This is a genomic window from Streptomyces odontomachi (assembly GCF_024435355.1).
Lineage (GTDB): Bacteria > Actinomycetota > Actinomycetes > Streptomycetales > Streptomycetaceae > Streptomyces > Streptomyces odontomachi.
In genome coordinates this window covers 14002-37505 of the sequence record NZ_JAMJWG010000021.1, presented here as the reverse complement: position 1 = coordinate 37505, position 23504 = coordinate 14002, and the positions used below count along the sequence as shown (strand labels likewise).

Annotated in this window: 18 protein-coding genes; 10 read left to right on the top strand and 8 right to left on the bottom strand. The window is 72.3% G+C overall.

Going from position 1 to position 23504, the window contains the following annotated elements; translation table 11 throughout:
- Nucleotides 1–9 precede the first annotated feature (9 nt).
- From NQO67_RS33350 to NQO67_RS33330, 5 genes are all read right to left on the bottom strand, one after another.
- Nucleotides 10–1098, bottom strand: coding sequence for a Pvc16 family protein (locus NQO67_RS33350; protein WP_255954116.1), 1089 nt, complete (start codon nt 1096–1098; stop codon nt 10–12).
- Nucleotides 1099–1278: 180 nt separating this feature from the next.
- Nucleotides 1279–2160: a hypothetical protein gene (locus tag NQO67_RS33345; protein WP_255954115.1), complete on the bottom strand. Its 882-nt coding sequence runs from the start codon at nt 2158–2160 to the stop codon at nt 1279–1281.
- The gene (locus NQO67_RS33340; RefSeq protein WP_255954114.1) at nt 2153–3109 is read right to left on the bottom strand and encodes a hypothetical protein; all 957 of its coding nucleotides are present in this window, start codon (nt 3107–3109) and stop codon (nt 2153–2155) included. The genes NQO67_RS33345 and NQO67_RS33340 overlap by 8 nt, the downstream gene beginning before the upstream one ends.
- A 122-nt stretch (nt 3110–3231) precedes the next feature.
- A complete protein-coding gene (locus NQO67_RS33335; protein ID WP_255954113.1) occupies nt 3232–3756 on the bottom strand; it encodes a phage tail protein in 525 nt (174 codons plus the stop codon).
- A gap of 65 nt (nt 3757–3821) precedes the next feature.
- A complete protein-coding gene (locus tag NQO67_RS33330; RefSeq protein ID WP_255954112.1) occupies nt 3822–5669 on the bottom strand; it encodes a phage tail sheath subtilisin-like domain-containing protein in 1848 nt (615 codons plus the stop codon).
- A 760-nt stretch (nt 5670–6429) separates the two neighbouring features.
- Here NQO67_RS33330 and sucC point away from each other — a divergent pair.
- The 3 genes from sucC to NQO67_RS33315 all read left to right on the top strand — a co-directional run bounded on the left by sucC (nt 6430) and on the right by NQO67_RS33315 (nt 10369).
- Nucleotides 6430–7611 (top strand): ADP-forming succinate--CoA ligase subunit beta, encoded by a 1182-nt coding sequence (gene sucC, locus NQO67_RS33325; protein ID WP_255954111.1) that lies wholly within the window; start codon nt 6430–6432, stop codon nt 7609–7611.
- Nucleotides 7612–7677: 66 nt separating this feature from the next.
- Nucleotides 7678–8559, top strand: a complete 882-nt coding sequence (gene sucD, locus NQO67_RS33320; protein WP_255954110.1) for a succinate--CoA ligase subunit alpha — start codon at nt 7678–7680, stop codon at nt 8557–8559.
- Nucleotides 8560–8800: 241 nt separating this feature from the next.
- Nucleotides 8801–10369 (top strand): cell division protein PerM, encoded by a 1569-nt coding sequence (locus NQO67_RS33315; RefSeq protein ID WP_255954109.1) that lies wholly within the window; start codon nt 8801–8803, stop codon nt 10367–10369.
- Between the two features lie 94 nt (nt 10370–10463).
- Here NQO67_RS33315 and NQO67_RS33310 read toward each other — a convergent pair whose 3' ends face one another.
- Entirely contained in the window at nt 10464–11573 is a 1110-nt protein-coding gene (locus NQO67_RS33310; RefSeq protein ID WP_305126596.1) for a hypothetical protein, read from the bottom strand.
- 691 nt (nt 11574–12264) lie between these two features.
- Here NQO67_RS33310 and purN point away from each other — a divergent pair.
- Nucleotides 12265–12906 (top strand): phosphoribosylglycinamide formyltransferase, encoded by a 642-nt coding sequence (purN, locus tag NQO67_RS33305; RefSeq protein ID WP_255954108.1) that lies wholly within the window; start codon nt 12265–12267, stop codon nt 12904–12906.
- Nucleotides 12903–14510, top strand: a complete 1608-nt coding sequence (gene purH, locus NQO67_RS33300) for a bifunctional phosphoribosylaminoimidazolecarboxamide formyltransferase/IMP cyclohydrolase (RefSeq protein WP_255954107.1) — start codon at nt 12903–12905, stop codon at nt 14508–14510. Before purN ends, purH begins: the two co-directional genes overlap by 4 nt.
- A 147-nt stretch (nt 14511–14657) precedes the next feature.
- Here purH and NQO67_RS33295 read toward each other — a convergent pair whose 3' ends face one another.
- A complete protein-coding gene (locus tag NQO67_RS33295; protein ID WP_255954106.1) occupies nt 14658–15449 on the bottom strand; it encodes an RDD family protein in 792 nt (263 codons plus the stop codon).
- Nucleotides 15450–15792: 343 nt separating this feature from the next.
- Between NQO67_RS33295 and NQO67_RS33290 the strand changes: the two genes are divergently transcribed.
- The 3 genes from NQO67_RS33290 (at nt 15793) to NQO67_RS33280 (ending at nt 18827) form a co-directional block, all read left to right on the top strand.
- Nucleotides 15793–16665 (top strand): bifunctional methylenetetrahydrofolate dehydrogenase/methenyltetrahydrofolate cyclohydrolase, encoded by an 873-nt coding sequence (locus tag NQO67_RS33290; RefSeq protein ID WP_255954105.1) that lies wholly within the window; start codon nt 15793–15795, stop codon nt 16663–16665.
- Nucleotides 16655–17194, top strand: a complete 540-nt coding sequence (locus NQO67_RS33285) for a DUF3017 domain-containing protein (RefSeq protein WP_374119221.1) — start codon at nt 16655–16657, stop codon at nt 17192–17194. Before NQO67_RS33290 ends, NQO67_RS33285 begins: the two co-directional genes overlap by 11 nt.
- Nucleotides 17195–17837: 643 nt before the next feature.
- Nucleotides 17838–18827, top strand: coding sequence for a malate dehydrogenase (locus NQO67_RS33280; RefSeq protein WP_255954104.1), 990 nt, complete (start codon nt 17838–17840; stop codon nt 18825–18827).
- Nucleotides 18828–19049: 222 nt separating this feature from the next.
- Here NQO67_RS33280 and NQO67_RS33275 read toward each other — a convergent pair whose 3' ends face one another.
- Complete coding sequence (locus NQO67_RS33275) at nt 19050–19916, bottom strand: hypothetical protein (RefSeq protein ID WP_255954103.1); 867 nt, start codon at nt 19914–19916, stop codon at nt 19050–19052.
- 272 nt (nt 19917–20188) lie between these two features.
- Between NQO67_RS33275 and NQO67_RS33270 the strand changes: the two genes are divergently transcribed.
- Both NQO67_RS33270 and NQO67_RS33265 read left to right on the top strand, forming a co-directional pair.
- A complete protein-coding gene (locus tag NQO67_RS33270; RefSeq protein WP_255954225.1) occupies nt 20189–21691 on the top strand; it encodes an aldehyde dehydrogenase family protein in 1503 nt (500 codons plus the stop codon).
- Nucleotides 21692–21839: 148 nt separating this feature from the next.
- Nucleotides 21840–23354, top strand: a complete 1515-nt coding sequence (locus NQO67_RS33265; protein WP_255954102.1) for a GMC family oxidoreductase — start codon at nt 21840–21842, stop codon at nt 23352–23354.
- Nucleotides 23355–23504: the final 150 nt, after the last annotated feature.

Here is a 23504-nt window from a genome sequence, read left to right as displayed (position 1 = left end):
CACGATGTCTCAGCTCTCCTCGTCCGCGGCGCCCTTGGCGGCGGAGCCCCTGGGCCGCCGGACGGCCGCCTTCGACGTGGTCTTCGACGGCGTCTTCGGCTTCGGCAGGGACTTCGACGGCGTGCCCGACGGCGTGCCCGAAGTCGTCTCCGCGGGCGCCCCCGGCGTCGTCTGCACCGCCTTCTCTGCCGCCGTCTGCGCTTCCGCCTCTGCTTCCGTCTCTGCTTCCGTCTGTGCTGCCGCCTTCGACGTGGTCTTCGACGTGGCCTTTGACGTGGCCTTCGGCGGCCTCTTTGCGGTGGTCCTCGACGCTGACTTCTTGGCCGTCTCGGTCGCCGTGGCCTTGCGCGGCCGCGCCGGGGGTTTCCCCGCGGTCGTCTTACGGGCCGGTCCTGGCGCCCCGGTCCTGGGCGCCCCCGCCTCGCCCGCCGCGCCGCCGCCGGGGGCACCGTCACGTGCCCCGTCACCGGAGCCTGTGGCCCCGGGCGGCGCCCCGAACGGCAGTACCCGTACGCTGCTGCGCTCCACCGGCCGTGCGTCCACCGGCCGTTCGCGGCCGTCGATGAGGACCAGCGTCGCCGTGTACACCACCGAGAGCGCGTACGGCGTCTGATAGAGCATTCCCCAGAGCTTGGAGGTCTCGTCGACGTCCATCACCTGCGGTGTGAAGCGCACGTGCTGCGGGGAGTCGAGCAGATCGCTGCCCGCCAGGTACGGGCGCTGCCCGGCGGTCTCGATGACGTCACGCGGGAGAATGGGGATCTCGTGCAGCGTGCGCACCACGGAGCCGATGAGCCGCTGGCCGACCAGCTCGTTCTCCTCGCCGTAGGCGCTGATCACGTAGTGCAGGTCGAGCGCGGCGACGGCCCGCTTGAGCAGGGTGCCGTCCGAGGCACGGGTTATCAGGTCGCTGTTGCGGAGCGAGACGTTCGGGGTGACCTGGTAGAGGAAGACGTTGATCGTCGGGTCGGCGGGCGGGTCGGGGGGCGGCTTGCGGGTCTCCACCGAGACGGCCATGTCGATTTCCGGCAGCAGGTTGTTCTCGATCAACAGGGCCAGGGCCTGGCTGACATGTGCGATGGCGAGTGCGTTGCTCATGACGTCGTGTCCTCGGTCCCCGTCACGTCGTGGTTCCTTTCCCCGCCCCGGCCTGCCGGGGGCCGCCTCTGTCCGGTTCCTGCTGCCTGCCGTCCGCTGCTCCGTCCGCGTTCCCACGGAGTGCTCGGGCCCGGCCTGCACCGGGTTCCGCCGGGTGCTGTCGTGCGTGCCATCACCGGATCACCGGGCCCTGTCGCCGTCGCGCCCCTGCCTGAGGAAGTCCTCCAGGCCGACCGTCGGGGCGCGCCGCGCGGGGGCGCGGTCCTGACGTCCGGGGCGTGGCGGCGGCCCGGCGGCGCTCACTTCCAGCCGCCCGATCTGCACGTGGACCACCTGCTCGGTGCCGCGGCCGCCGCGCCGGGCGGTCACCGCCCGTGCCGCACCGCGCGGCGCCTGGACGTCCGCCGTCGAGGCAGGCCGCAGGGCTCCGACCCCGGACGGGAGAACGGCGCCGGCCTCCGGGACCAGCCGGCCCGCGGCCGCATCGCCCGCCGCGTCCGCCGCCGTCCCTTCGCCGCGCCCGGCGCGCCGCGTGGCGGGTTCGGCGGGCCGGGATCGGCGGGGGAGTGGGGTGGTGGCGGGGCGTAGTGCGGCCGGCTGGGCGGCCCGGGGTGCGGGACCGCGCGCGGCGGGATCGTCGCGTTCGGGCGTGCGCTCGGTGTGCAGCAGCGTCCGTTCGTGCTCCGTGTGGACCTCGCGCGGCGCACGCCCCGTGCCGTACGGCGACGGTGCGGTGTCCGGTGCCGCCGACCAGGGCCCGGCAGCCGTGCCGGACCCGGTGTCGTCCGCGGCGCCCAGCGACTCGATCCGCTCGAAGGGCTCCGGCAGCCGCGGCCGTACCCGCGCCAGACCACCGCCCGTCCGCTCGCCGGACGGTGCGTACCGCGCCAGCAAACGGTCGAAGAAGTCGCCCTCGCCAGAGCCGGCGGACCCGGCGGACGCAGCCGCCGCCGCGCCAGGACCCTGGGGCGCACCCGACCCGTCGATCGGGGCCGGCCTCCCGTCGCCCCTTCGTCCCCCTCGGCCGCCCGTCCCCTCCACGGGCCCCGTCTGATCAGGCATCGGCACACAGCTCCAGGTAGTAGCGGCGGCGCAGCGGGCTGAGCGCCAGGATCTCCGGCTCGGTCCAGCCGTAGGCGGAGGCGAGCAGATGGACGTCGAGCAGCAGGTCGCGGGCCCAGGCGTCCAGTTCGGTCCACAGGTACGTGGCGATGTCCAGCTCGGCGCGGGTGGCCTCGCCGCACGCCGGGCAGTTGACGCCGAAGGTCACGTCGGCGCCCGGGTCGGCCGTCGCAGCGGCCTCGGAGAGCGCCTGTCGAACGCGGTCGGGCAGCGCCCGCACGGCCGTGCCGACGTCGCGCGGTACGCCGTCCTGCCGTACCGTCACCACGCACCGCCGCAGCAGCGCGAACCGCGCCTCTTCCGCGGCCGTCGCCCCACCTCCGCCGGCACCGTCCGCACCGAAGGCGTCACCTCCGCCGCCGAAGAAGCCCTCGCCGCCCGCTGCCCGCCGTCCCGCGTGGGCCGCCGCCGCGAGGTCGGCGGCCGTCGGCGGCCGGAACGCGATCTCCCAGCCGTCCACCACGACCCGCAACGGCTCACCGGGTTTCCCGGGCTCCCCGGGTTGCGCGAGCGCCCGGCTCCCGGGCGGCACCGGCTCACCCGCGTCCCGCGCCCCACCCCCGTCCGCCGCGTCCCCCCTGCCCACCGCGTCCCCGTCGGCCGCCGTCTCCCGTGCGAACCGCTCCGCGAAGTCGCCCGCGTCGAGGTCGAACTCCATCGCCTCGTCGCAGGCGGCGCACTCCAGGCGGATCTCCATGCGCTCGCCGAACAGCGCCCGGCGCAGCGCGAACAGGTCCGCCGCGCGTGCGCCGACCGGCAGTGCGGACAGCACCTCGTCCGCCGCCCGGGGGCGGGCCGCCCGGTGCAGCAGGTGTGCCCGGGCCGGCCCGCGCCGGGCGAGCCCGGCCTCCCAGGTGGCCAGCAGTTCGGCGGGCCCCGTGACCGTCATATCCCCCTCCCCGTGGTCGTGCCGCCCGTGCCGGTGGTGGCGCCACCTGCGGGTGGGTCCCCGCGGTTGCGCGCCCGTTGGTCCGCCTGACCTGCTCGGCGGAGCCGGTCGGGTCCCGGCGGTCAGGCCGGGTTGGTGAAGGAGGGCTCCTCGGGCTCGGGTACTTCGTAGTCCCGCTCCCAGCCCTCGCACTCGAGCTTCAGACTCTGGATGGCGACCGCGTTGGCATTGGCGTCCATCTCGCCGAGCACCTGGTACTCGCTCGGCCAGGCGCGGTAGATCTTGTGCGAGACGGCGACCTGGCCCGCCTCGTTCAGCACCTGGATGACGATGTCCTTGCGGAAGTCGGCCAGTGACACCTCGGCGCCGAGGCCCGCCCCGACCTGCCAGACCTTGTTGGCCCAGCGGTCGAACTCGGGGTCGTGCGTCACCCCGCGCTCCAGGGTGATGCCGTCGAACTCCGAGCGGCCCGGCGACTTGCGCGGGGAGCTCGGGTCGCCGCCGTTGCGGTGCTTGACGACTTCGGTGGTCCGCTTCAGCGGACTGATCTTGCTGATGCCCGCGACCGTGCGCCCGTCCCACAGCACAAGGAACTTGAAGTTCTTGTACGGGTCGAAGCGATGGGCGTTGACGATGAATTCAGCCATGGCCTTCCTTTACGTCCCTCACGCCGGTACGTCCCGTGGGTCCAGTGGTCCCGTCATCCGGGTCTTCAGAGGTCGAACTGCCCGGCGAGCTGCTGGATCTTGACGACGACGAACTCGGCCGGCTTCACGGGCGCGATGCCCAGCACGACGTTCACCAGGCCGTTCGCGATGTCCTCGGCGGTGGTGGTGTCCTTGTCGCACTTCACGAAGTACGCCTCGCGTGGCGTGCTGCCCTTGAAGGCGCCCTGCCGGAACAGGTTGTTGAGGAACCCGGACGCGTTGAGCCGGATCTGCTGCCACAGCTGTTCGTCGTTCGGCTCGAAGACGACCCATTGCAGGCCGCGCCGCAGGCTCTCCTCCACGTACAGCGCCAGGCGCCGCACCGGCACGTACGCCCACTCGCTGTCCCGCGCGTCGGTGCCCTCCAGGGTGCGGGCGCCCCACACGAGCGGGCCGACCACGGGGAAGGTGCGCAGGCAGTTGATGCCCAGCGGGTTCAGCAGGCCGTTGTCCCGGTCGGTGAGGCGGACCGTGAGGGAGTGCACGCCGGCGAGCCGGGCCTCGGTGCCGGCCGGGGCCTTCCACACGCCACGCTCGCTGTCGGTGCGCGCGATCACGCCGGCCAGCGCGCCGGACGGCGGGAAGGACCGCAACCGGCCGGTGAGCGGATCGGTGAGCTGGATGTGCGGGAAGTACAGGCCCGCGTAGGAGCCGCGCACCGGCTCGAAGTCGGCGATGCCGGCCCGGGCCGCGTCCACGCTGGTCCAGCTGCCCGGCGCGTCCACCAGCAGGAAGATCCGGCGCTCCTGGCAGAGCCGGTGGGCGGCCGAGACGACGGTGACGATGTCCTCCGTCGAGGCGTAGCCGGCCAGTTCGGGCAGGACCAGGAGGTTGACGTCGTCGACGTCGCGCAGGGCCTGGATTCCGGTGCTGCGGGCCTCGCTGCCGATCAGGTCGCGCGGGCCGGGCGGCTCGCCGTCCTCGCCGTCCTGAAGGGGGAACACCGGAGGGTTGACGGAGGCCTCGAGCCCCAGGTCGTTGGCGCACTCGCCGACGAACCGCACCACGTCGCCCGGGTCGGTGGACCCGGCCACGACTTGCAGGCGGCGCCCGAAGGCGGCCACCTCGGCGCCCGCGAAGGAGTGCCGGCCCGGCGCGTCGGGCAGCGCGCGCAGCTTGCGCTCCAGCAGGTGGGCGAGGCACGCGACGGAGTCCGGCGGGTCGCCGTCGAGGTCCCGGTCGTAGAGCGTGAACTCGCGCTCCACGTCGCCGATCTTGACGGTGAGGTCGACCGCGAGGTCGGGCAGGTCGTGGCCGAAGGGCTTGGAGACGGTGCCCGACGGGTCGGGCCGGTCGTCCCCGAGGACCTCGACGCGGATCAGCCGGGAGCCGCCGCCCACGACCGTCTCCGCGTAGCGGCTGTCGGAGGGGTCGGCGGAGATGTCGGTGAAGACCTCGCGTGCCTCGCCGTGGGCGTCGAAGACCCGGAGGTTGAACGTGTCGTCGCAGTGGGCCGTGTCGTAGTCGACCTGGACGCGCAGGCCGTTGCCCCACGCGCCGGGTTCCTTGGCGTGCACGGCGAGCGCCGGCGATGCGCTGCGGCCCTCGGTGGACTCCAGGGTGACGCAGGCGGCCTTGCCGCTGCCGGCCTTGGCCACCCGGACGACGACGGCGACCGTGCCGCCGTTGCCGAAGAACTGGTGGACGGCGTGGCCGACCGCGCTGCGGGCGCTCAGGCCGCCGAAGCGCCGCTCGAAGTCGGCGAAGCTGGTGATGCGGACGGGTTCGTCGAGTGGCCCGCGCCGGGTGTGGCCCACGAACGCGGTGACCGACGTGGTGACGGTCTGGATGGCTCGGACGCTGCTGGGAAGCTCTTCGACGTAGACGCCGGGGTACGACGGGATCGTCGGCATTCCCCCTCCTAATCCCTTCAGGTACCGGGTGACAGGCACCAAGAGACGGCGGAGGGGGCCGTATCCCCTGCACGGCGCGCGGATCATGCGTACGCACGGTCACGCTCGACGCATTCAGGTCTCCCCCGTCGCTCCCCGGCTTCTCCCTCGCCGGGTCCAAGCGATGTGCTTGTTGCTCCTGATGCGTGTTGCTGACCTTAGTGTTCAAGGCAGACGCTTCGGCGACAAGGCGGCTTTCCGGACACTGTGTGCGGAAGTGATGTAAAGATGAACACACGGATCATGCACAATGGGGGGTGTTGGTGGATATCGGCGCGCCGTTTGGCGTCTTGTCGGCGTGATGGTCGACACGTTGTGATCGGTCCTGGCAAGGCTGTGACCGTTATCACCGTCACGGTGTGATCTGCAATTTAGGGAGCGCCTGCGGACGGCGATAACCTGCCATGCGGACATGCCGCGTGCCCGCTCACGGTGTACGTCACCGGGCGGTACCTCCCGGACCCGTAGGGCGCCGGGTGGGGATGCCCCGGCCCCTGGGGCGCCTGGGGATCTCGAGCAGTGACACGTGCAGTGACAAGTGATGGCAGAGACAGCGGTGACAGCGCAGTCACGTTGCCCCTAGCGGCACGCCCACGAGATGGGACACCCCTCGGGGTCCCTCCCGCGCCGCTTCGGTCGTGGGGGAGTCCTTGGGGCGGCGGGGGAGCAGACAGCCGACGCCACAGTGGCGAGATCACGATCACGATAGGGACGGACGCGCGTGGACCTGTTCGAATATCAGGCGAGGGACCTCTTCGCCAAGCACGGTGTGCCGGTGCTGGCCGGTGAAGTCATCGACACGCCTGAGGCGGCGCGCGCGGCGACCGAGCGGCTGGGCGGCAAGTCGGTCGTCAAGGCGCAGGTGAAGGTCGGTGGCCGCGGCAAGGCCGGCGGTGTGAAGCTGGCCGCAACGCCGGACGAGGCCGTCGCCCGTGCGACGGACATCCTCGGCATGGACATCAAGGGCCACACGGTCCACAAGGTGATGATCGCCGAGACCGCGCCCGAGATCGCCGAGGAGTACTACGTCTCGTACCTCCTCGACCGCACCAACCGCACCTTCCTCGCCATGGCGTCCGTGGCGGGCGGCATGGACATCGAGGAGGTCGCCGAGAAGACCCCCGAGGCCCTTGCGAAGGTCCCGGTCGACGCCGTCGAGGGCGTGACCATCGACAAGGCCCGCGAGATCGTGGCCCAGGCGAAGTTCCCGGCCGAGGCCGCCGAGAAGGTCGCCGAGGTCCTCGTGACCCTGTGGGACACCTTCGTCGCCGAGGACGCGCTCCTCGTCGAGGTCAACCCGCTCGCCAAGGTCGCCTCCGGCGACATCCTGGCGCTGGACGGCAAGGTCTCCCTGGACGAGAATGCCGCCTTCCGCCAGCCCGAGCACGAGGAGCTGGAGGACAAGGCCGCCGCCGACCCGCTGGAGGCCAAGGCCAAGGCCAAGAACCTCAACTACGTCAAGCTCGACGGCCAGGTCGGCATCATCGGCAACGGCGCCGGGCTGGTCATGTCGACGCTGGACGTCGTCGCCTACGCCGGTGAGCAGCACGGCGGCGTCAAGCCCGCCAACTTCCTGGACATCGGCGGCGGCGCCTCCGCCCAGGTCATGGCCAACGGCCTGGAGATCATCCTCGGCGACCCCGACGTCAAGTCCGTCTTCGTCAACGTCTTCGGCGGCATCACCGCCTGCGACGAGGTCGCCAACGGCATCGTGCAGGCCCTCGAACTGCTGAAGAACCAGGGTGAGGACGTCACCAAGCCGCTGGTCGTCCGGCTCGACGGCAACAACGCGGAGCTGGGTCGCAAGATCCTCTCCGACGCCAACCACCCGCTCGTCCAGCGCGTGGACACCATGGACGGCGCAGCCGACAAGGCTGCCGAGCTTGCAGCCGCGGCCAGCTGACCCCCAGGCGTCAGCAACCAGGCGACACGACGAGACGACGAGACAAGGGATAAGGCTCAGCAAGCCATGGCTATCTTCCTCACCAAGGACAGCAAGGTCATCGTCCAAGGCATGACCGGCGCGACCGGCATGAAGCACACCCGGCTGATGCTCGGCGACGGCACGAACATCGTGGGCGGCGTGAACCCCCGCAAGGCCGGCACGTCGGTCGACTTCGACGGCACGGACATCCCCGTGTTCGGCTCCGTCAAGGAGGCCATCGAGAAGACCGGCGCCGACGTGACGGTGATCTTCGTACCCGAGAAGTTCACCAAGGACGCCGTCGTCGAGGCGATCGACGCGGAGATCCCGCTGGCCGTCGTGATCACCGAGGGCATCGCGGTGCACGACTCGGCCGCCTTCTGGGCGTACGCCGGCAAGAAGGGCAACAAGACCCGCATCATCGGCCCGAACTGCCCCGGCATCATCACCCCGGGCCAGTCCAACGTGGGCATCATCCCCGGCGACATCACCAAGCCGGGCCGTATCGGACTGGTCTCCAAGTCCGGCACGCTGACCTACCAGATGATGTACGAGCTGCGGGACATCGGCTTCTCGACCGCCATCGGCATCGGCGGCGACCCGGTGATCGGCACCACCCACATCGACGCGCTGAAGGCCTTCCAGGCCGACCCCGACACCGACCTGATCGTGATGATCGGTGAGATCGGCGGCGACGCCGAGGAGCGTGCGGCCGACTTCATCAAGGCGAACGTCACCAAGCCGGTCGTCGGCTACGTGGCCGGCTTCACCGCCCCCGAGGGCAAGACGATGGGCCACGCCGGCGCCATCGTCTCCGGCTCCTCCGGCACCGCCCAGGCGAAGAAGGAAGCCCTGGAGGCCGCGGGCGTGAAGGTCGGCAAGACGCCGACGGAGACCGCGCGACTCGCTCGCGACCTGCTCAGCTGACACCGCACGACGGCCGCCCGGCTGCGCGGCGACCGTCCGAAGTGTTCGTCTGACATGGCCGAGATCGGCCCGTGTTCCAGGATCACCGCCCTGGAACACGGGCCGATCTCGTCTGCGCACTCAACTCTGAACCGCGTCCCCGCCCGCCGCACCCGGCGCGCCCTTCCTCCGCCTCGATCGCAGGCATTACACACGATGTGCGTAATTCATTACGCGTGTTTTGTCCCATTTCATTGGGAGCATGGCGGGCGTGACCCAGACGATCGACCGCACGCCACCGTCCCTTCCTCCGCTGCTCGCCGAGTTGTCCCGGGCACCCGAGAGCGCACCAGGCCCGGTTGCGGCCGTGCTGGGCGGCGTGCTGGCCGCCGGCCTGGGAATCGGCGCGCTGACCGCGCTCGTGATGGTGCTCTGGATCGGCTCCCCGTACCCGGACAGCGGGGTCGCCGGAGCGCTGCACATCGCCGCCGCACTCTGGCTGCTGGCGCACGGCGCCGAGCTGACCCGCATGGACACGCTCTCCGGCGTGCCCGCGCCGGTCGGCGTCACCCCCCTGCTGCTGGCCGCTCTGCCGGCGTGGCTGGCGTACCGGGCGGGCCACGACGCGGCATGCCCGGAAGGGCAGCGGCGCCGCGCCCGGCTCCCCGACACGGCGAGTACGGCGGGTGCGGGACGCAAGGCCGCATGGGGCGGCGCGCGCGGTGCCGGCGGCCTGAGTCGCGCCGGGCGCGCAGCAAGGGGAGCGCGTTTCGGCGGTGCGGCGCGCACGCAGGGCACGGGGAGCGCGGGGAGCGCGGGGAGCGCGGCGGACGCGAAGCGCCCGGGTCCGCCGGCGTCGGCCGTCCCACCGGTGCGGACCGTCTGGCCCTCCCCGTGGGCCGCGTGGTGCGGGGTCGTCCTGGGCTACGTGCTGGTCGCCTGGGGTGTCGCGCGCTACGCCGACCACGGTGAGCTACGGCCGGAGTGGACCAGCACGGTGGTGCGCCTGCCCCTGCTGGTGGCGTTCGCCGCCGCGGCAGGGGTGTGGCGGGCCCGCGGCAGGATGCGGAGACGGCGCGCACCGGACCGGCACCCCTCGGGGAGCCGCTGGGCGCATGCCGACCGGGCGGCGGCGCTCGCGGGGCCGTCCGGCCTGGCACTGACTCGGCGCCGGCTGCGTGCCTCGGTACGCGCCGGCGCGGCGGCGACGCTGGTGCTTCTCGCGGGTGGCGCGTTGCTGGCGGTGCTGCCCTTGGTGCAGCACGAGTTCGCGGCACGCGCGCTGTTCCGCCGGCTCGCGGAGGATGGCTCGGGGCGTGTCGCCTTGCTGCTGCTGGCGCTGGCACTGATCCCGAACGCGGCGGTGTGGGCGGCGTCCTTCACGCTCGGGCCGGGCTTCGTGTTCCGCACCGGCCATCTGGTGGCCCCGCTCGGTACGGCGCCGGTGCCGCTGCTGCCGGGGTCCCCGTCGCTCCCGGTCCTGCCGTCCGGCGGGTACGGCGCACCCGGCACCTGGCTCGCCGGGCTGGTGCCGCTGGCCGCCGGGCTGACGGTCGCCTGGTGGACGGCGGAACGGGCCGCCCCGGCGTACGGGGAGCGCACTGCGGTGTGGGGCTGGGCGCGCACGGCGCTGGTTGCGGCAGGGGGTGCGGTGTCGTGCGGTGCCGCCATGGCGGTGCTCTGCGTGTACGCGGGCGGACCCCTGGGGGTGGGCGGGCTGGCGCGGTTCGGCCCCGTGTGGTGGCAGACGGGGGTGGCGAGCCTGGTCTGGACGCTCGCCATCGGCGTACCGGCGGTACTGGTGCTCCGCGCCTGGCGGCTCCGGCGGTGACGGCCACCGACCGCGGACGCCACCACGCCCGCCGCCCTCGCGCCGTCCTTCGCCCTCGCGCCCGCCCGATCTCGCCCTCGCGACCGCCCCTAGGTCACGGCTCCGTACTCAAAATCGTGCGCAGGTTCTCCGGCAGGAGGTGCTTGCAGGAGTGCTGGGCCGAGGTGGTCAGGGCGTCGTCCACGCAGGTGTAGTAGTCGCTGTAGATGAGCTGGGCGGCGAAGGTCGTGGCGACCATCGCCAGGGCGAGCATGGCCATGACCAGGCCGCCGACCGCGACCGACGTCAGCGGCTTGGCGGCGGCGCCGGCACCGGTCGCGCCACCGGACGCGGAGCCCGAGCCCGGTTCGGCGCCGGTGTCGGGCCCGGAGCCCGCACCCGACACGGATCTGGCGCCGGCACCGGCACCCGAGGCCCCGGCCGGCTGCGGTGCCGTCGGATCCGGGCGGCGGGGCTTGGTGCGCAGCGAGCTGATGCTCCAGTACAGGGCCAGGGCGCCGAGCAGCAGGGCGAGGTCACGCCAGCCGAAGAGGGCGAAGAAGAACGCCCACGGTCCGCAGAGCAGGGCGTACATCGCACGGCGCTGGGCGGGGTCCGACGGGTCCCAACGTATGCCGCCGCCCGGACCCATCGGGCCTTCGGGCCCGCCCTGGCCGCGCGGGCGGTCGCCGAAGCCGTTGCCTTGCGAGCGCCCCGGCTGCCGATCGCTCCACTGGTCCCAGGGCGACGGCCGGCCGCCCCGGTCGCCGGAGTCGGAACCCCGGTCGCCGAACCGGTGACGCGGGCGCCACGGCTGGTCCGCCGCGCCCTCCGGCGGCGGCGCGTACGGGTTGTCGTCCGTCCGCCCGCCCGGGCGCCGTGCGTCCCGGCCGTCACGCGGCTCTGTCGGCTCGTCCGGTCCGTGCGACTCGCTCGACCCGTCCGACTCCGCCGACCCGCGCCGGCCACGCACCGCGGGACCCCGCTGGGCACCGGGCGAGCCACCCGGACCGTGCACCCGCTGCGTGTCACGCGTGGCCCACTGCACCCCCGGCGACTCGCCCGTCGCAGCGCGGCCCCGCTCGGCACCCCAGTCGTGCGGGCGGGGGTCCGGCAGCGCGGGCCGATGGGTACGCGGGAGGGGCGCCGCGTGCGACTCGTCCAGCGGTCCGGACGCGAAGGGCCCCGAGGGCTGCGGGTGGAGGCGGAGGCTTCGGTCCGGCATCAGGTGTGCGTCTCTCCTTAGGTCGGGTCGTCACGGGCGGTCGCGGCGATGGCGCGTTCGCACGCGGTGGCAGGTGTCCCCGTGAGTAGGTGGTCGCGTCGTGGTGTTCGCTGGCGAAGGTGGTTGCTTGAGTTGTCGGGCCGACCGCGCAGGGCGGTCGGTCGTGGCTGGTGGCGGCCGGTCGTGTCCGTGGCCCCCGGTCCGTCGGACACTGTCCCCGGCGTCAACGACGTGCATACCCACGGCGTTCCCCCGGGGACCCCCCAGACGCTACCTCCCGTGCCCTCCCCGCCCCGCGGGGACCGCACCGGGATGCCGGTATCGTTGCTGGGGCCGCCGCTTCGTAGGGTTCCCCGTATTTCGGGACACGAAGCTCTTTGTATGACCGTACAAAGCCGTACGACCGTACATAGCGAACGTACAAAGTCGTACGCCCGTGCCGTCCCCGCGTGAAACCCGCAGGGCCCGTGCTCGTGGCCGCCGTGGCGGCGCACCGCCGACCCGCCCTCACCAGATCGTCGTCCAGCCCCCACAGACCCCCGTGCCCGACCCGCCCGTGAACCCCGTGTCGGACACGCCCGCCCCAGAACCCTCCGCAGACCCTGTGGACCCGCAGACTCCGTAGCACCCTCGTCGACTCTTTGTCGATCTCCGTCGATCCCCGTCAGCTTCCGCGAGAAAGGGCCGCACCGTGGCTCCCACTGAGGCCGTCAAGCGCCTCGTCGTACTGGTCTCCGGCTCCGGTACGAACCTCCAGGCACTGCTCGACGCCATCGCGGCCGAGGGGCCGGAGCGGTTCGGGGCCCGGATCGTCGCCGTCGGCGCCGACCGCCACTCGGCCACCGGGCTCGACCGGGCGCGCGCCGCGGGGCTGCCCACCTTCGTGTGCCGGGTGAAGGACCACCCGACGCGCGAGCAGTGGGACGCGGCGCTCGCCGAGGCCACCGCCGCGTACCAGCCGGACCTCGTCGTGTCGGCCGGGTTCATGAAGATCGTCGGCAAGGAGTTCCTCGCGAGGTTCGGGGGCCGGTTCATCAACACCCATCCCGCGTTGCTGCCCAGTTTCCCCGGCGCCCACGGCGTGCGTGACGCGCTCGCGTACGGCGCCAAGGTCACCGGGTGCACCGTCCACTTCGTCGACGACGGCGTCGACACCGGCCCGATCATCGCTCAGGGCGTGGTCGACGTGGTCGAAGAGGACACCGCGGAAGGGGAAGCCGCTCTGCACGAGCGCATCAAGGACGTCGAGCGCCGGCTGCTCGTCGATGTCGTGCGGCAACTGGCCAGGCACGGCTACCGCATCCAGGGACGAAAGGTATTGCTGCCCGCATGACTTCCAGTGGCGTGACCGCCGAAGCCGCAAACGCTGCCCACGACCCGCAGGACACGAAGGTCCCCGTACGCCGGGCGCTCATCAGCGTCTACGACAAGACCGGTCTGGAAGACCTGGCACGCGGCCTGCACGAGGCCGGGGTCGAGCTGGTCTCCACCGGGTCCACCGCCGGGCGGATCGCCGCTGCCGGGGTGCCGGTCACCAAGGTCGAGGAGCTCACCGGCTTCCCCGAGTGCCTGGACGGCCGGGTGAAGACCCTGCACCCGCGGGTGCACGCCGGCCTCCTCGCCGACCTGCGCCTGGCCGACCACCGGCGGCAGCTCGAGGAACTGGGCGTCGAGCCCTTCCAGCTGGTGGTCGTCAACCTGTACCCGTTCCGGGAGACCGTCGCCTCCGGCGCCACGCCCGACGAGTGCGTGGAGCAGATCGACATCGGCGGCCCGTCGATGGTCCGCGCCGCCGCCAAGAACCACCCCTCCGTCGCCGTCGTCACCGCCCCCGAGCGCTACGGCGACGTCCTCACGGCGGTCCGTGCCGGCGGCTTCGACCTACGGGCCCGCAAGCGGCTTGCCGCCGAGGCGTTCCAGCACACCGCCGCGTACGACGTGGCCGTGGCGTCCTGGTTCGCGGACGGCTACGCGCCCGCCGACGGCAGCGGCCACCCCGACTTCCTCGGCGCCACCCACCGCCGCGCGAACACGCTGCGCTACGGCGAGAACCCGCACCAGGGCGCCGCGCTCTACGTCGACCCGGCAGGCGGTGGCCTGGCCCAGGCCGAGCAGTTGCACGGCAAGGAGATGTCGTACAACAACTACACCGACACGGACGCCGCCCGCCGCGCCGCCTACGACCACGACGAGCCGTGCGTCGCGATCATCAAGCACGCCAACCCGTGCGGCATCGCGATCGGCGCCGACGTCGCCGAGGCGCACCGCAAGGCACACGCCTGCGACCCGGTGTCCGCGTACGGCGGCGTGATCGCCGTCAACCGCCCGGTCTCCAAGGAGCTGGCCGAGCAGGTCGCCGAGATCTTCACCGAGGTCATCGTGGCCCCCGGCTACGAGGACGGCGCCCTGGAGGCGCTCAGCCGGAAGAAGAACATCCGGGTGCTGCGCGCCTTCGGCGCCCCGGCGGGCGCCCGGGAGGTCCGGCAGATCGACGGCGGCGTGCTGGTGCAGGCCACCGACCGGCTCCAGGCCGCCGGGGACGACCCGGCCTCCTGGACACTGGCGGCCGGCTCCGCGCTCTCCCCGGAGGAGCTGCGCGAGCTGGCGTTCGCCTGGCGGGCGTGCCGCGCCGTGAAGTCCAACGCGATCCTGCTCGCCAAGGACGGCGCCTCCGTCGGCGTCGGCATGGGCCAGGTCAACCGCGTCGACTCGTGCCGGCTCGCCGTGCAGCGGGCCGGCGAGGAGCGGGCGACCGGCTCCTACGCCGCCTCCGACGCGTTCTTCCCGTTCCCCGACGGGCCGGAGATCCTCATCGCCGCCGGGGTCAGGGCGATCGTCCAGCCCGGTGGCTCGATCCGCGACGAACAGGCCGTCGAGGCCGCGGAGAAGGCGGGCGTGACGATGTACTTCACGGGGACGCGGCACTTCTTCCACTGAGCGGGTCCGCCCCCGCTGAACGGCGTCGCAACGCAGCGAGGCCCGGCCGGAACTTCCGGCCGGGCCTCGCTGCCTGTCTTGCTTGTCCCTCTTGTTTGCCTGTTTGCCGGTTCGCCTGTCGAAAGGCGGTGGGCTGCGGCCTGCCGGCTACTTCTTGATGACCAGCGTGCCGGCCGCCCGGTCGTGCCAGCCTTGCAGCTTGCCGGTGTTGTCGAAGAACGGCGACAGGTAGACGAGCAGGGCCCCGATGTAGCAGAGGAACGCGCCGACGATCGGGATGATGTAGCGGATGAAGGCCGCGCCGATGCCCGGCACCTCACCGGTGGTCTCCCGCACGACGCGCAGACCGAGGGCGCGCTTGCCGAGCGTGGCACCGGTGATGCCGATCATCAGCCACTCGTAGAGCAGCATCAGGCCGGCGAGTATGGCGATGATCAGGAAGAACGCGGCGAGGCCGCCCATCGCCTTGTCGGTCTGGTCGTTCAGGCAGGAGTAGTAGTCCGGCGAGTTCGGATCGCAGTCGTCCACGGTGCTGGAGCCGATGCCGATCGTGCCGGCCAACCCGCCGAACAGGATGATCGAGAAGACCGCGCCGAGGATCACCCCGTCCACCAGCCGGGCGAGGAACCGCTGCCCCATGGTCGCCAGCTGGACGGTGCCCAGGTAACCGATGTTGATCAGGCCGTTGTTCGCCTGGAGGGTGCCGGGCGCCTGCGGGTACTGCGGGTAGCCGTAGCCGGGCTGACCGGGCTGGCCCGGCTGCTGCTGGGGGTAGCCGTATCCGGGCTGGCCCTGCGGCTGCTGCGGGTAGCCGTAGCCCGGCTGGCCCGGCTGGCCCTGCGGTTGCTGGGGGTAGCCGTAGTTGGGCTGGCCGCCCGGGGGCTGCTGGGGCTGCTGTGGCTGCTGCCCGTAGGGATTGTTCGGATCGCCGAAACTCATGAGGTGGTGTTCCTCCGTCGGAAGCGCGGGGACGATCGCGGCTTGCTAAGGAGGAAGGAGAACTACAGAGGCGGCCCGTCCCCCCGGCACTGTCCGCGGTACTGCGCGGACCATCGTGATGAAGAGATAGCCAGATTGTCCAGCGGTATCCCGCATGTGTTGTGCAAGTGCAATCTCGTCGATCTTGGCTCCCGCCCCTCCGGCCCCTCCTGTGATCCCTGTCTCTCCGTGCCGCTTTCCGTGCCGCCCGTTCCGTGCCGGGTCCGGGCCGTGTCGGAGCCGGCGCTGTCCGGTACCCGACACGGATTGGAACCAAGGGCTCCTCATCCGGGAGGATGAGGGCATGACCGCCCAGATTCTCGATGGCAAGGCCACCGCAGCCGCGATCAAGTCCGACCTGGCCGCCCGCGTGGCGGCCCTCAGGGAGCGGGGCATCACTCCGGGTCTCGGCACCCTGCTGGTCGGTGACGACCCGGGCAGCCAGAAGTACGTCGCGGGCAAGCACCGCGACTGCGCCCAGGTCGGCATCGCCTCCATCCAGCGCGAACTGCCGGCGACCGCCACCCAGGAGGAGATCGAGGCGGTCGTCGGCGAGCTCAACGACGATCCGGCGTGCACCGGCTACATCGTCCAGCTGCCGCTGCCCAAGGGCATCGACGAGAACCGCGTCCTGGAGCTGATGGACCCCGACAAGGACGCCGACGGCCTGCACCCGACGAACCTCGGCCGCCTCGTGCTGGGCGTACCGGCGCCGCTGCCCTGCACCCCGTTCGGGATCATCCGGCTGCTGAGGCAGCACGGCGTGGAGATCAAGGGCGCCGACGTGGTCGTGGTCGGCCGCGGTGTCACCATCGGCCGCCCCATGCCGCTGCTGCTCACCCGCCGCTCCGAGAACGCCACCGTGACCCAGTGCCACACCGGCACCCGTGACCTGTCGGGGCATCTGCGGCGCGCCGACATCATCGTGGCCGCCGCCGGGGTGCCGCACCTGATCAAGCCGGCGGACGTCAAGCCGGGCGCCGCCGTGCTCGACGTCGGGGTCTCGCGTGACGAGCACGGCAAGATCGTCGGCGATGTGCACCCCGGGGTCACCGAGGTCGCCGGCTGGATCTCCCCGAACCCCGGCGGCGTGGGCCCCATGACGCGTGCCCAGCTCCTGGTCAACGTGGTCGAGGCGGCCGAGCGCAACGCGGAGGGTGCACACCGTGCCGACTGAGCCGACCGAACGGGACCACACGCACGACGGATCCGGGCCGGCAGCGGACGCCGCCCCGGCGACGGCTGATGCCGCCCCGGCGACGGTGGACGGCGGCCTGGAGGCGGTGGACGGCGGCCCGTCCGGGGCGACGGCTCCGGCGCGCCCCTCGCGGCGCTTCCCGCGCTTCACCCGGGACACCGCACGGCCCGAGGGCGGCGGCCGTGCCGCGCCCGGTGACGCCCCGGCCTCGGCCCGGCAGTGGCCGCTCATCGCGGTGCTCGCGGTAGGCGCCCTCGGGCTGCTGCTGACCGCGTTCGACCTGTTCAGGGCCGGCACCCTGCTGGTCGGGCTGGCGCTCATGGCGGGTGCGGTGCTGCGCTGGGCGCTGCCGTCGGTGGGCATGCTGGCGGTGCGCTCCCGCTTCACGGACATGGTCACGTACGGGGTACTGGGCGTCGTCATAACCCTGCTGGCGCTGATGGCGCAGCCGCATCCGTTGCTGGAGATCCCGTTCCTGGACGACACCCTGCACTACACGATCAGCTGAGTGCATGGAGAGCAGCTGAGCGCAGGCGGAACGATGAGCTGAGCGAAGACGAAAGACGGCGCCCGTCCTCTCCCCCGATGAAGGACGGGCGCCGTCGTTCGTGCGGCGCCGTGCCGTAGCCGGCGCGCCGGCCGTGTGGGCTCCCCCGTGATACCGCGTCCGTACCCGGGTACGCAGGTTTGCGTACTGCCGGTGTACCGCGTGCGTACTGCTTGCCCGTCGGCCGTTTCCCATAGGTTCATGGACGGGCGGGGGGCAGAGCAAGGGCTGTCAGGGCGCCGTAGCGCGGAGGTTGCCATTCCGCTACCAGGTCAGCGCCTCGCAACGAGACGTGCACAACGCTGTTGACGTGCCCCGGTGTCGACGTCTCCGCATGTGCACAGGAAAGTCACCGCAGTTGGGCATGGACCTGCCGAACGGGGGAACGCGCACGGTACCCCCACGGGATCGGTCGATCCCGACGGCGGCCGTCCTCGCCTCCTCCCTCGGGCGAGGACGGCCGCCGTTTGCGCGCGGGGTGCGGGGCTGTGGGCCAGGCCACACCGTCCGCCCTGCGCTGCTGCTCCGTATCCGGCGCGATAGCCTGACCACCAGATCTCTTGACGCCGAGAGATCGTCCGCCAGCTGTCCTACGGAGAACGCCATGACCCGCACTCCTGTGAACGTAACCGTCACCGGCGCGGCCGGCCAGATCGGCTACGCACTGCTCTTCCGCATCGCCTCCGGCCAGCTGCTCGGCGCGGACGTGCCGGTCCGGCTGCGACTGCTGGAGATCACCCCGGCCCTGAAGGCCGCCGAGGGCACCGCCATGGAACTGGACGACTGCGCCTTCCCGCTGCTCTCCGGCATCGACATCAGCGACGACCCGAACGTCGCGTTCGACGGCACCAACGTGGCGCTGCTCGTGGGCGCCCGCCCGCGTACGAAGGGCATGGAGCGCGGTGACCTGCTGGAGGCCAACGGCGGCATCTTCAAGCCGCAGGGCAAGGCCATCAACGACCACGCGGCGGACGACGTCAAGGTCCTCGTGGTGGGCAACCCGGCCAACACCAACGCCCTGATCGCCCAGGCCGCGGCCCCGGACGTGCCGGCCGAGCGGTTCACCGCGATGACCCGGCTCGACCACAACCGCGCGCTGACCCAGCTCGCCAAGCGGACCGGATCCTCCGTCGCCGACATCAAGCGCCTGACCATCTGGGGCAACCACTCCGCCACCCAGTACCCGGACATCTTCCAGGCCACGATCGCCGGCAAGAGCGCCGCCGAGGCCGTGAACGACGAGAAGTGGCTGGCCGAGGAGTTCATCCCGACCGTCGCCAAGCGCGGCGCCGCCATCATCGAGGCACGCGGCGCCTCCTCCGCCGCCTCCGCTGCGAACGCCGCCATCGACCACGTCCACACCTGGGTCAACGGCACCGCGGACGGCGACTGGACCTCCATGGCCGTGCCGTCGGACGGTTCCTACGGCGTCCCCGAGGGCCTGATCTCGTCCTTCCCGGTGACCACCGAGGACGGCCGGTACGAGATCGTCCAGGGCCTGGAGATCAACGACTTCTCCCGCCCCCGCATCGACGCCTCCGTCAAGGAGCTCACGGAGGAGCGCGAGGCGGTCCGCTCGCTCGGCCTGATCTGACGAACGCGCCCGCAAGGTGGCGCGGGTCTGCCGATATGCGGCTCCGCCGCGAGTGGCGCCGAAGGCGCCAATAAGGGGCGCGGGGAACTGCGCGACCAGCCCTCACCGGTCGGTGGTCCGGACACGACAGAGACGGCCCCACCGGGACGGTGACGACCTGACGGTCTCGTCGTGGCTTGTCGCGCAGTTCCCCGCGCCCCTATGAACCCGGCAGCCGGCCCGCTAACCCGGCAGCTGCTCCTTCAACTTGGCCACGTCCACCGAGTCGCCGGCGGACGGAGTGGCCGACGGGACCGGTCGGTTGAAGGCGTCCAGGGTGGTGGTCACGGTCCGGTGGCTGTCCTGTGCCGTGGCCTTGAGCGGGTACGGGGTGCCCTCGGCCGCGACCCAGAGCGACACCGACCTGGCGTCCCGCCGACCGGTCAGGGGGACGGTGCGGGTGCCGGAGACCGTGGTCGGCTTGCCCTTGTGCAGGGCGTTGGCGCCGGTGCTGGCGCCCTTGATCTCCCGGTCGAAGGTGTCCAGGTCGCAGAACCGGGCCGCGCGCTTCAGCAGGGCGTCGTGCACGTTGCCGCGCACGTAGCGGTCGCCCAGTACCCGGGTGATTGCGCGGGCCGCCGTGGACGACACCTGTGACTTCCAGAACTGCTGGTCGGGCCGTACCCAGACCTCGTTGCCGCGCTTGATCACCTGCACGCTGCCGCCCTGGCCGAGGGTCACCTTCCCCGTGCAGTTGCCGTGCCGGTCCAGCGTGACGTCCAGCGCCGAGGGGCGGTGGGTGCCGGTGCGGGCCCGCCTGTCGGTGAGCCGGGCGTGCAGGGAGTCGGCGTCGAGCATGGCCTTTCTCGCCCGGGCGGCGATGGTCCGGGCGCTCTGCTGCTCGATGCCGTTGTCGCTGCCGGTGGCGAGCGCGCCGGCCGGGACGGGCCGGGACGCACCGGCCGGGGCGGCTCCTGCGCCGGTGGATGCCGCGGGCACGACCAGCACGGCGAGGCCGGTGCAGCCCGCCGCGGCCAGCAGGCCGTAGCCGGCCAGCCTGCGTGTCCGTCGGGCGTCGCGCCGCGGCCCCGTGGGCGACGTTCCGGTCATCACACCACCTCCTGGACTGCCGTGTCCTCGGCAATCCTCAGCGTAAGTTCCTGGTCCGCGGGCCGCACTCGCAGTGATACGGCATACGTTCCGTCATGGATTCCGCATGGTTTCGGCCACCGCGGGAACAAGCTCACGGCCGCAGTGAGGACCGGCCGGCGGCAGGTTCACAGCAGAGTGCAACGGAAGGCGTACGGAACGTGTCCGCAGACCAGAGCATCCACGTGGGTGCAGACCAGCGCATCCACGCAGATGCGGACCACCACCTGCGCGTGCGTGCCGAGCACGGCATCCACGTCGGAGGCGAGTGGCGCGCGGCCCGTTCCGGGAAGGCGCGCGAGATCGTCGACCCGGCGGACGGCAGCACGCTCGCGCGGGTCCCCGAGGCCGGCGCCGAGGACGCGGACGACGCCGTGGCGGCCGCCCGGGCCGCCTTCGACGCGGGCCCGTGGCCGCACACCCCGCCCGCCGAACGTGCCGCGCTGCTGCACCGGGCCGCCGCGCTGCTCACCGCGGGCCGCGCGGAACTCGCACTGCTGGAGAGCCACGACACCGGCAAGACCCTCGCGGAGGGCGGCGCCGACGTCGACTGCGTCGCCGACGCCTTCCGTTACTACGCCGACCTGGTGGGCGCGGAGGACGCCGGCCGGGTCGTCGACACCGGTTCGGCCACCGTGCACAGCGTCGTCGTCCATGAACCCGTCGGAGTCTGCGCGCTCATCACACCGTGGAACTACCCGCTGTTGCAGGCCAGCTGGAAGATCGCCCCGGCGCTCGCCGCGGGGAACACCTTCGTGATCAAGCCGAGTGAGATCACCCCGCTCAGCACCGTCGCACTCGTCCGGCTGCTCACCGAGGCCGGGTTGCCGGCGGGTGTCGCGAACATCGTGACCGGCCCCGGTGACCCGGTCGGCGCCCGGCTCGCCGCGCACCCCGGCGTGGACCTGGTGTCGTTCACCGGCGGCCTGGTCAGCGGCGTCAAGGTCGCCGAGCTGGCCGCGGCCGGCGTGAAGAAGGTGGCGCTCGAACTCGGCGGCAAGAACCCGAACGTGGTCTTCGCCGACGCCTGCGCCACCGACGAGGGCTTCGACACCGCCGTCGACCAGGCGCTCAACGCCGCGTTCATCCACAGCGGCCAGGTCTGCTCGGCCGGCGGCCGGCTGATCGTCGAGGAGTCCGTACGGAGCCGGTTCGTGGCCGAACTGGCCCGCCGGGCGGCGCTGATCCGGCTCGGCCGCGGCACCGCGGACGGCGTCGAGTGCGGGCCCATGATCTCCGCCGCGCAGCGCGAGAGGACCGCGGACCACGTGGCGTCGGCGCTCGCCGAGGGCGCCGTGCTGCGCACCGGCGGCAAGGTCCCGCCGCCGTCCGAGGTCCGCCCCGCCACCGGCTACTTCTACGAGCCGACCGTGCTCGACCGGTGCCACCGCGGTATGCGGGTGGTGCGCGAGGAGGTGTTCGGACCCGTGCTGACCGTCGAGACCTTCACCGACGAGGACGAGGCCGTGGCACTCGCCAACGACACCGAGTACGGCCTGGCGGGCGCCGTGTGGACGGCGGACGCGGGTCGCGCCCGCCGGGTCGCGCGCCGGATGCGGCACGGCACCGTGTGGATCAACGACTTCCACCCCTATCTGCCGCAGGCGGAGTGGGGCGGCTTCGGCAAGTCGGGCGTGGGCCGCGAGCTGGGCCCGGCGGGGCTCGCCGAGTACCGCGAGACCAAGCACGTGTACCAGAACCTGGCGCCGCGGCCGGTGCGATGGTTCGCCGGCTGAGCACCGGCAGCGGCCACGCGCCGGACGAGGCCGGCCGATCCCCGGGCACCGGGCCGTGGCGCGCGGCCCATGCGCCCTCACCCCCACGCGGAACGTGCCCGGCACCCCTGACAGGCGCACGTCCCGCCCGCCCAAGGAGCAACTGACCATGCCCGAGTACGACTACGTCGTGATCGGAGGCGGCACCGCCGGATCCGTGCTCGCCTCCCGGCTCACCGAGAACATCGACACCGAGGTCGCCGTCATCGAGGGCGGCCCCAGCGACGTCGACCGCCCCGAAGTGCTGACCCTGCGCCGCTGGATGGGGCTGCTCGGCGGCGATCTCGACTACGCCTACCCGACCACCGAGCAGCCACGCGGCAACTCGCACATCCTGCACAGCCGGGCCCGGGTGCTCGGCGGCTGCTCGTCGCACAACACCCTCATCGCCTTCAAGCCGCTGCCGTCCGACTGGGACGAGTGGGAGCGTGCCGGCGCCACCGGCTGGGGCGCGGTGCAGATGGAGGCGTACTTCGCACGCCTGAAGAACAACATCGTGCCGGTGGGCGAGGAGGACCGGAACCCGATCGCGCGTGACTTCGTCACGGCCGCGCAGTCCGCGGTGGGCGTGCCGCACGTGGAGGGGTTCAACCGCAAGCCGTTCACCGAGGGCGTCGGCTTCTTCGACCTGGCCTACCACCCCGAGACCAACAAGCGCTCCAGCGCGTCGGTGGCGTACCTGCACCCCTACCTGGCACGGCCCAACCTGCACCTGATGCTTCAGACCCGGGCGTACCGCCTGGAACTGGACGGCACCCGCGTCACGGGCGTCCACGTGCGCACCGAGGACGGCACCGAGGAGCTGGTGCGGGCGCGGCGCGAGGTGCTGCTGTGCGCGGGCGCCGTGGACTCCCCGCGGCTGCTGCTGCTCTCCGGTATCGGCCCCGCCAAGGACCTGGCGGCCCTCGGTATACCGGTGGTGCACGACCTGCCCGGAGTCGGCGAGAACCTGCTCGACCACCCGGAGTCGGTGATCGTCTGGGAGACGAACGGCCCGATCCCGGAGAACTCCGCGATGGACAGTGACGCGGGCCTGTTCGTACGCCGCGACCCGAACCACCCGGGCCCCGACCTGATGTTCCACTTCTACCAGATCCCGTTCACCGACAACCCCGAGCGGCTCGGCTACCAGCGCCCGGAGCACGGCGTGTCGATGACCCCGAACATCCCCAAGGCGAAGAGCCGCGGCCGGCTCTACCTGACCAGCGCGGACCCCGAGGACAAGCCCGCCCTGGACTTCCGCTACTTCACCGACGAGGCCGACTACGACGCCCGTACGCTCGTCGACGGGATCCGGATCGCCCGGCAGATCGCCCGCACCCAACCGCTCGCCGGCTGGCTGAACCACGAGGTGTGCCCCGGTCCCGAGGTGACCGGCGACGACGAGCTCAGCGCGTACGCCCGCCAGGTGGCGCACACCGTCTACCACCCGGCCGGCACCTGCCGGATGGGCGCGGCGGACGACGAGGCCGCCGTGGTCGACCCCGAACTACGCATCCGCGGCCTGGACGGCATCCGCATCGCGGATGCCTCCGTCTTCCCGACGCTGCCCGCCGTCAACCCGATGATCGGGGTGCTGATGGTCGGGGAACGCGGCGCCGAACTGGTGGGAGGCGAAGCGTGATGGCCCCCTCCCGACTCCCCAACGGTTCCGGTGCCCCGGAGGGTTCGGGTGTCCCCTACGGTTCCGGTGCCCCGGAGGGTTCCGGTATCCCCGACGGTTCCGGTGCCCCGGAAGGGGCGCGGGATCGTGACATATACGGCTCCGCAGCGG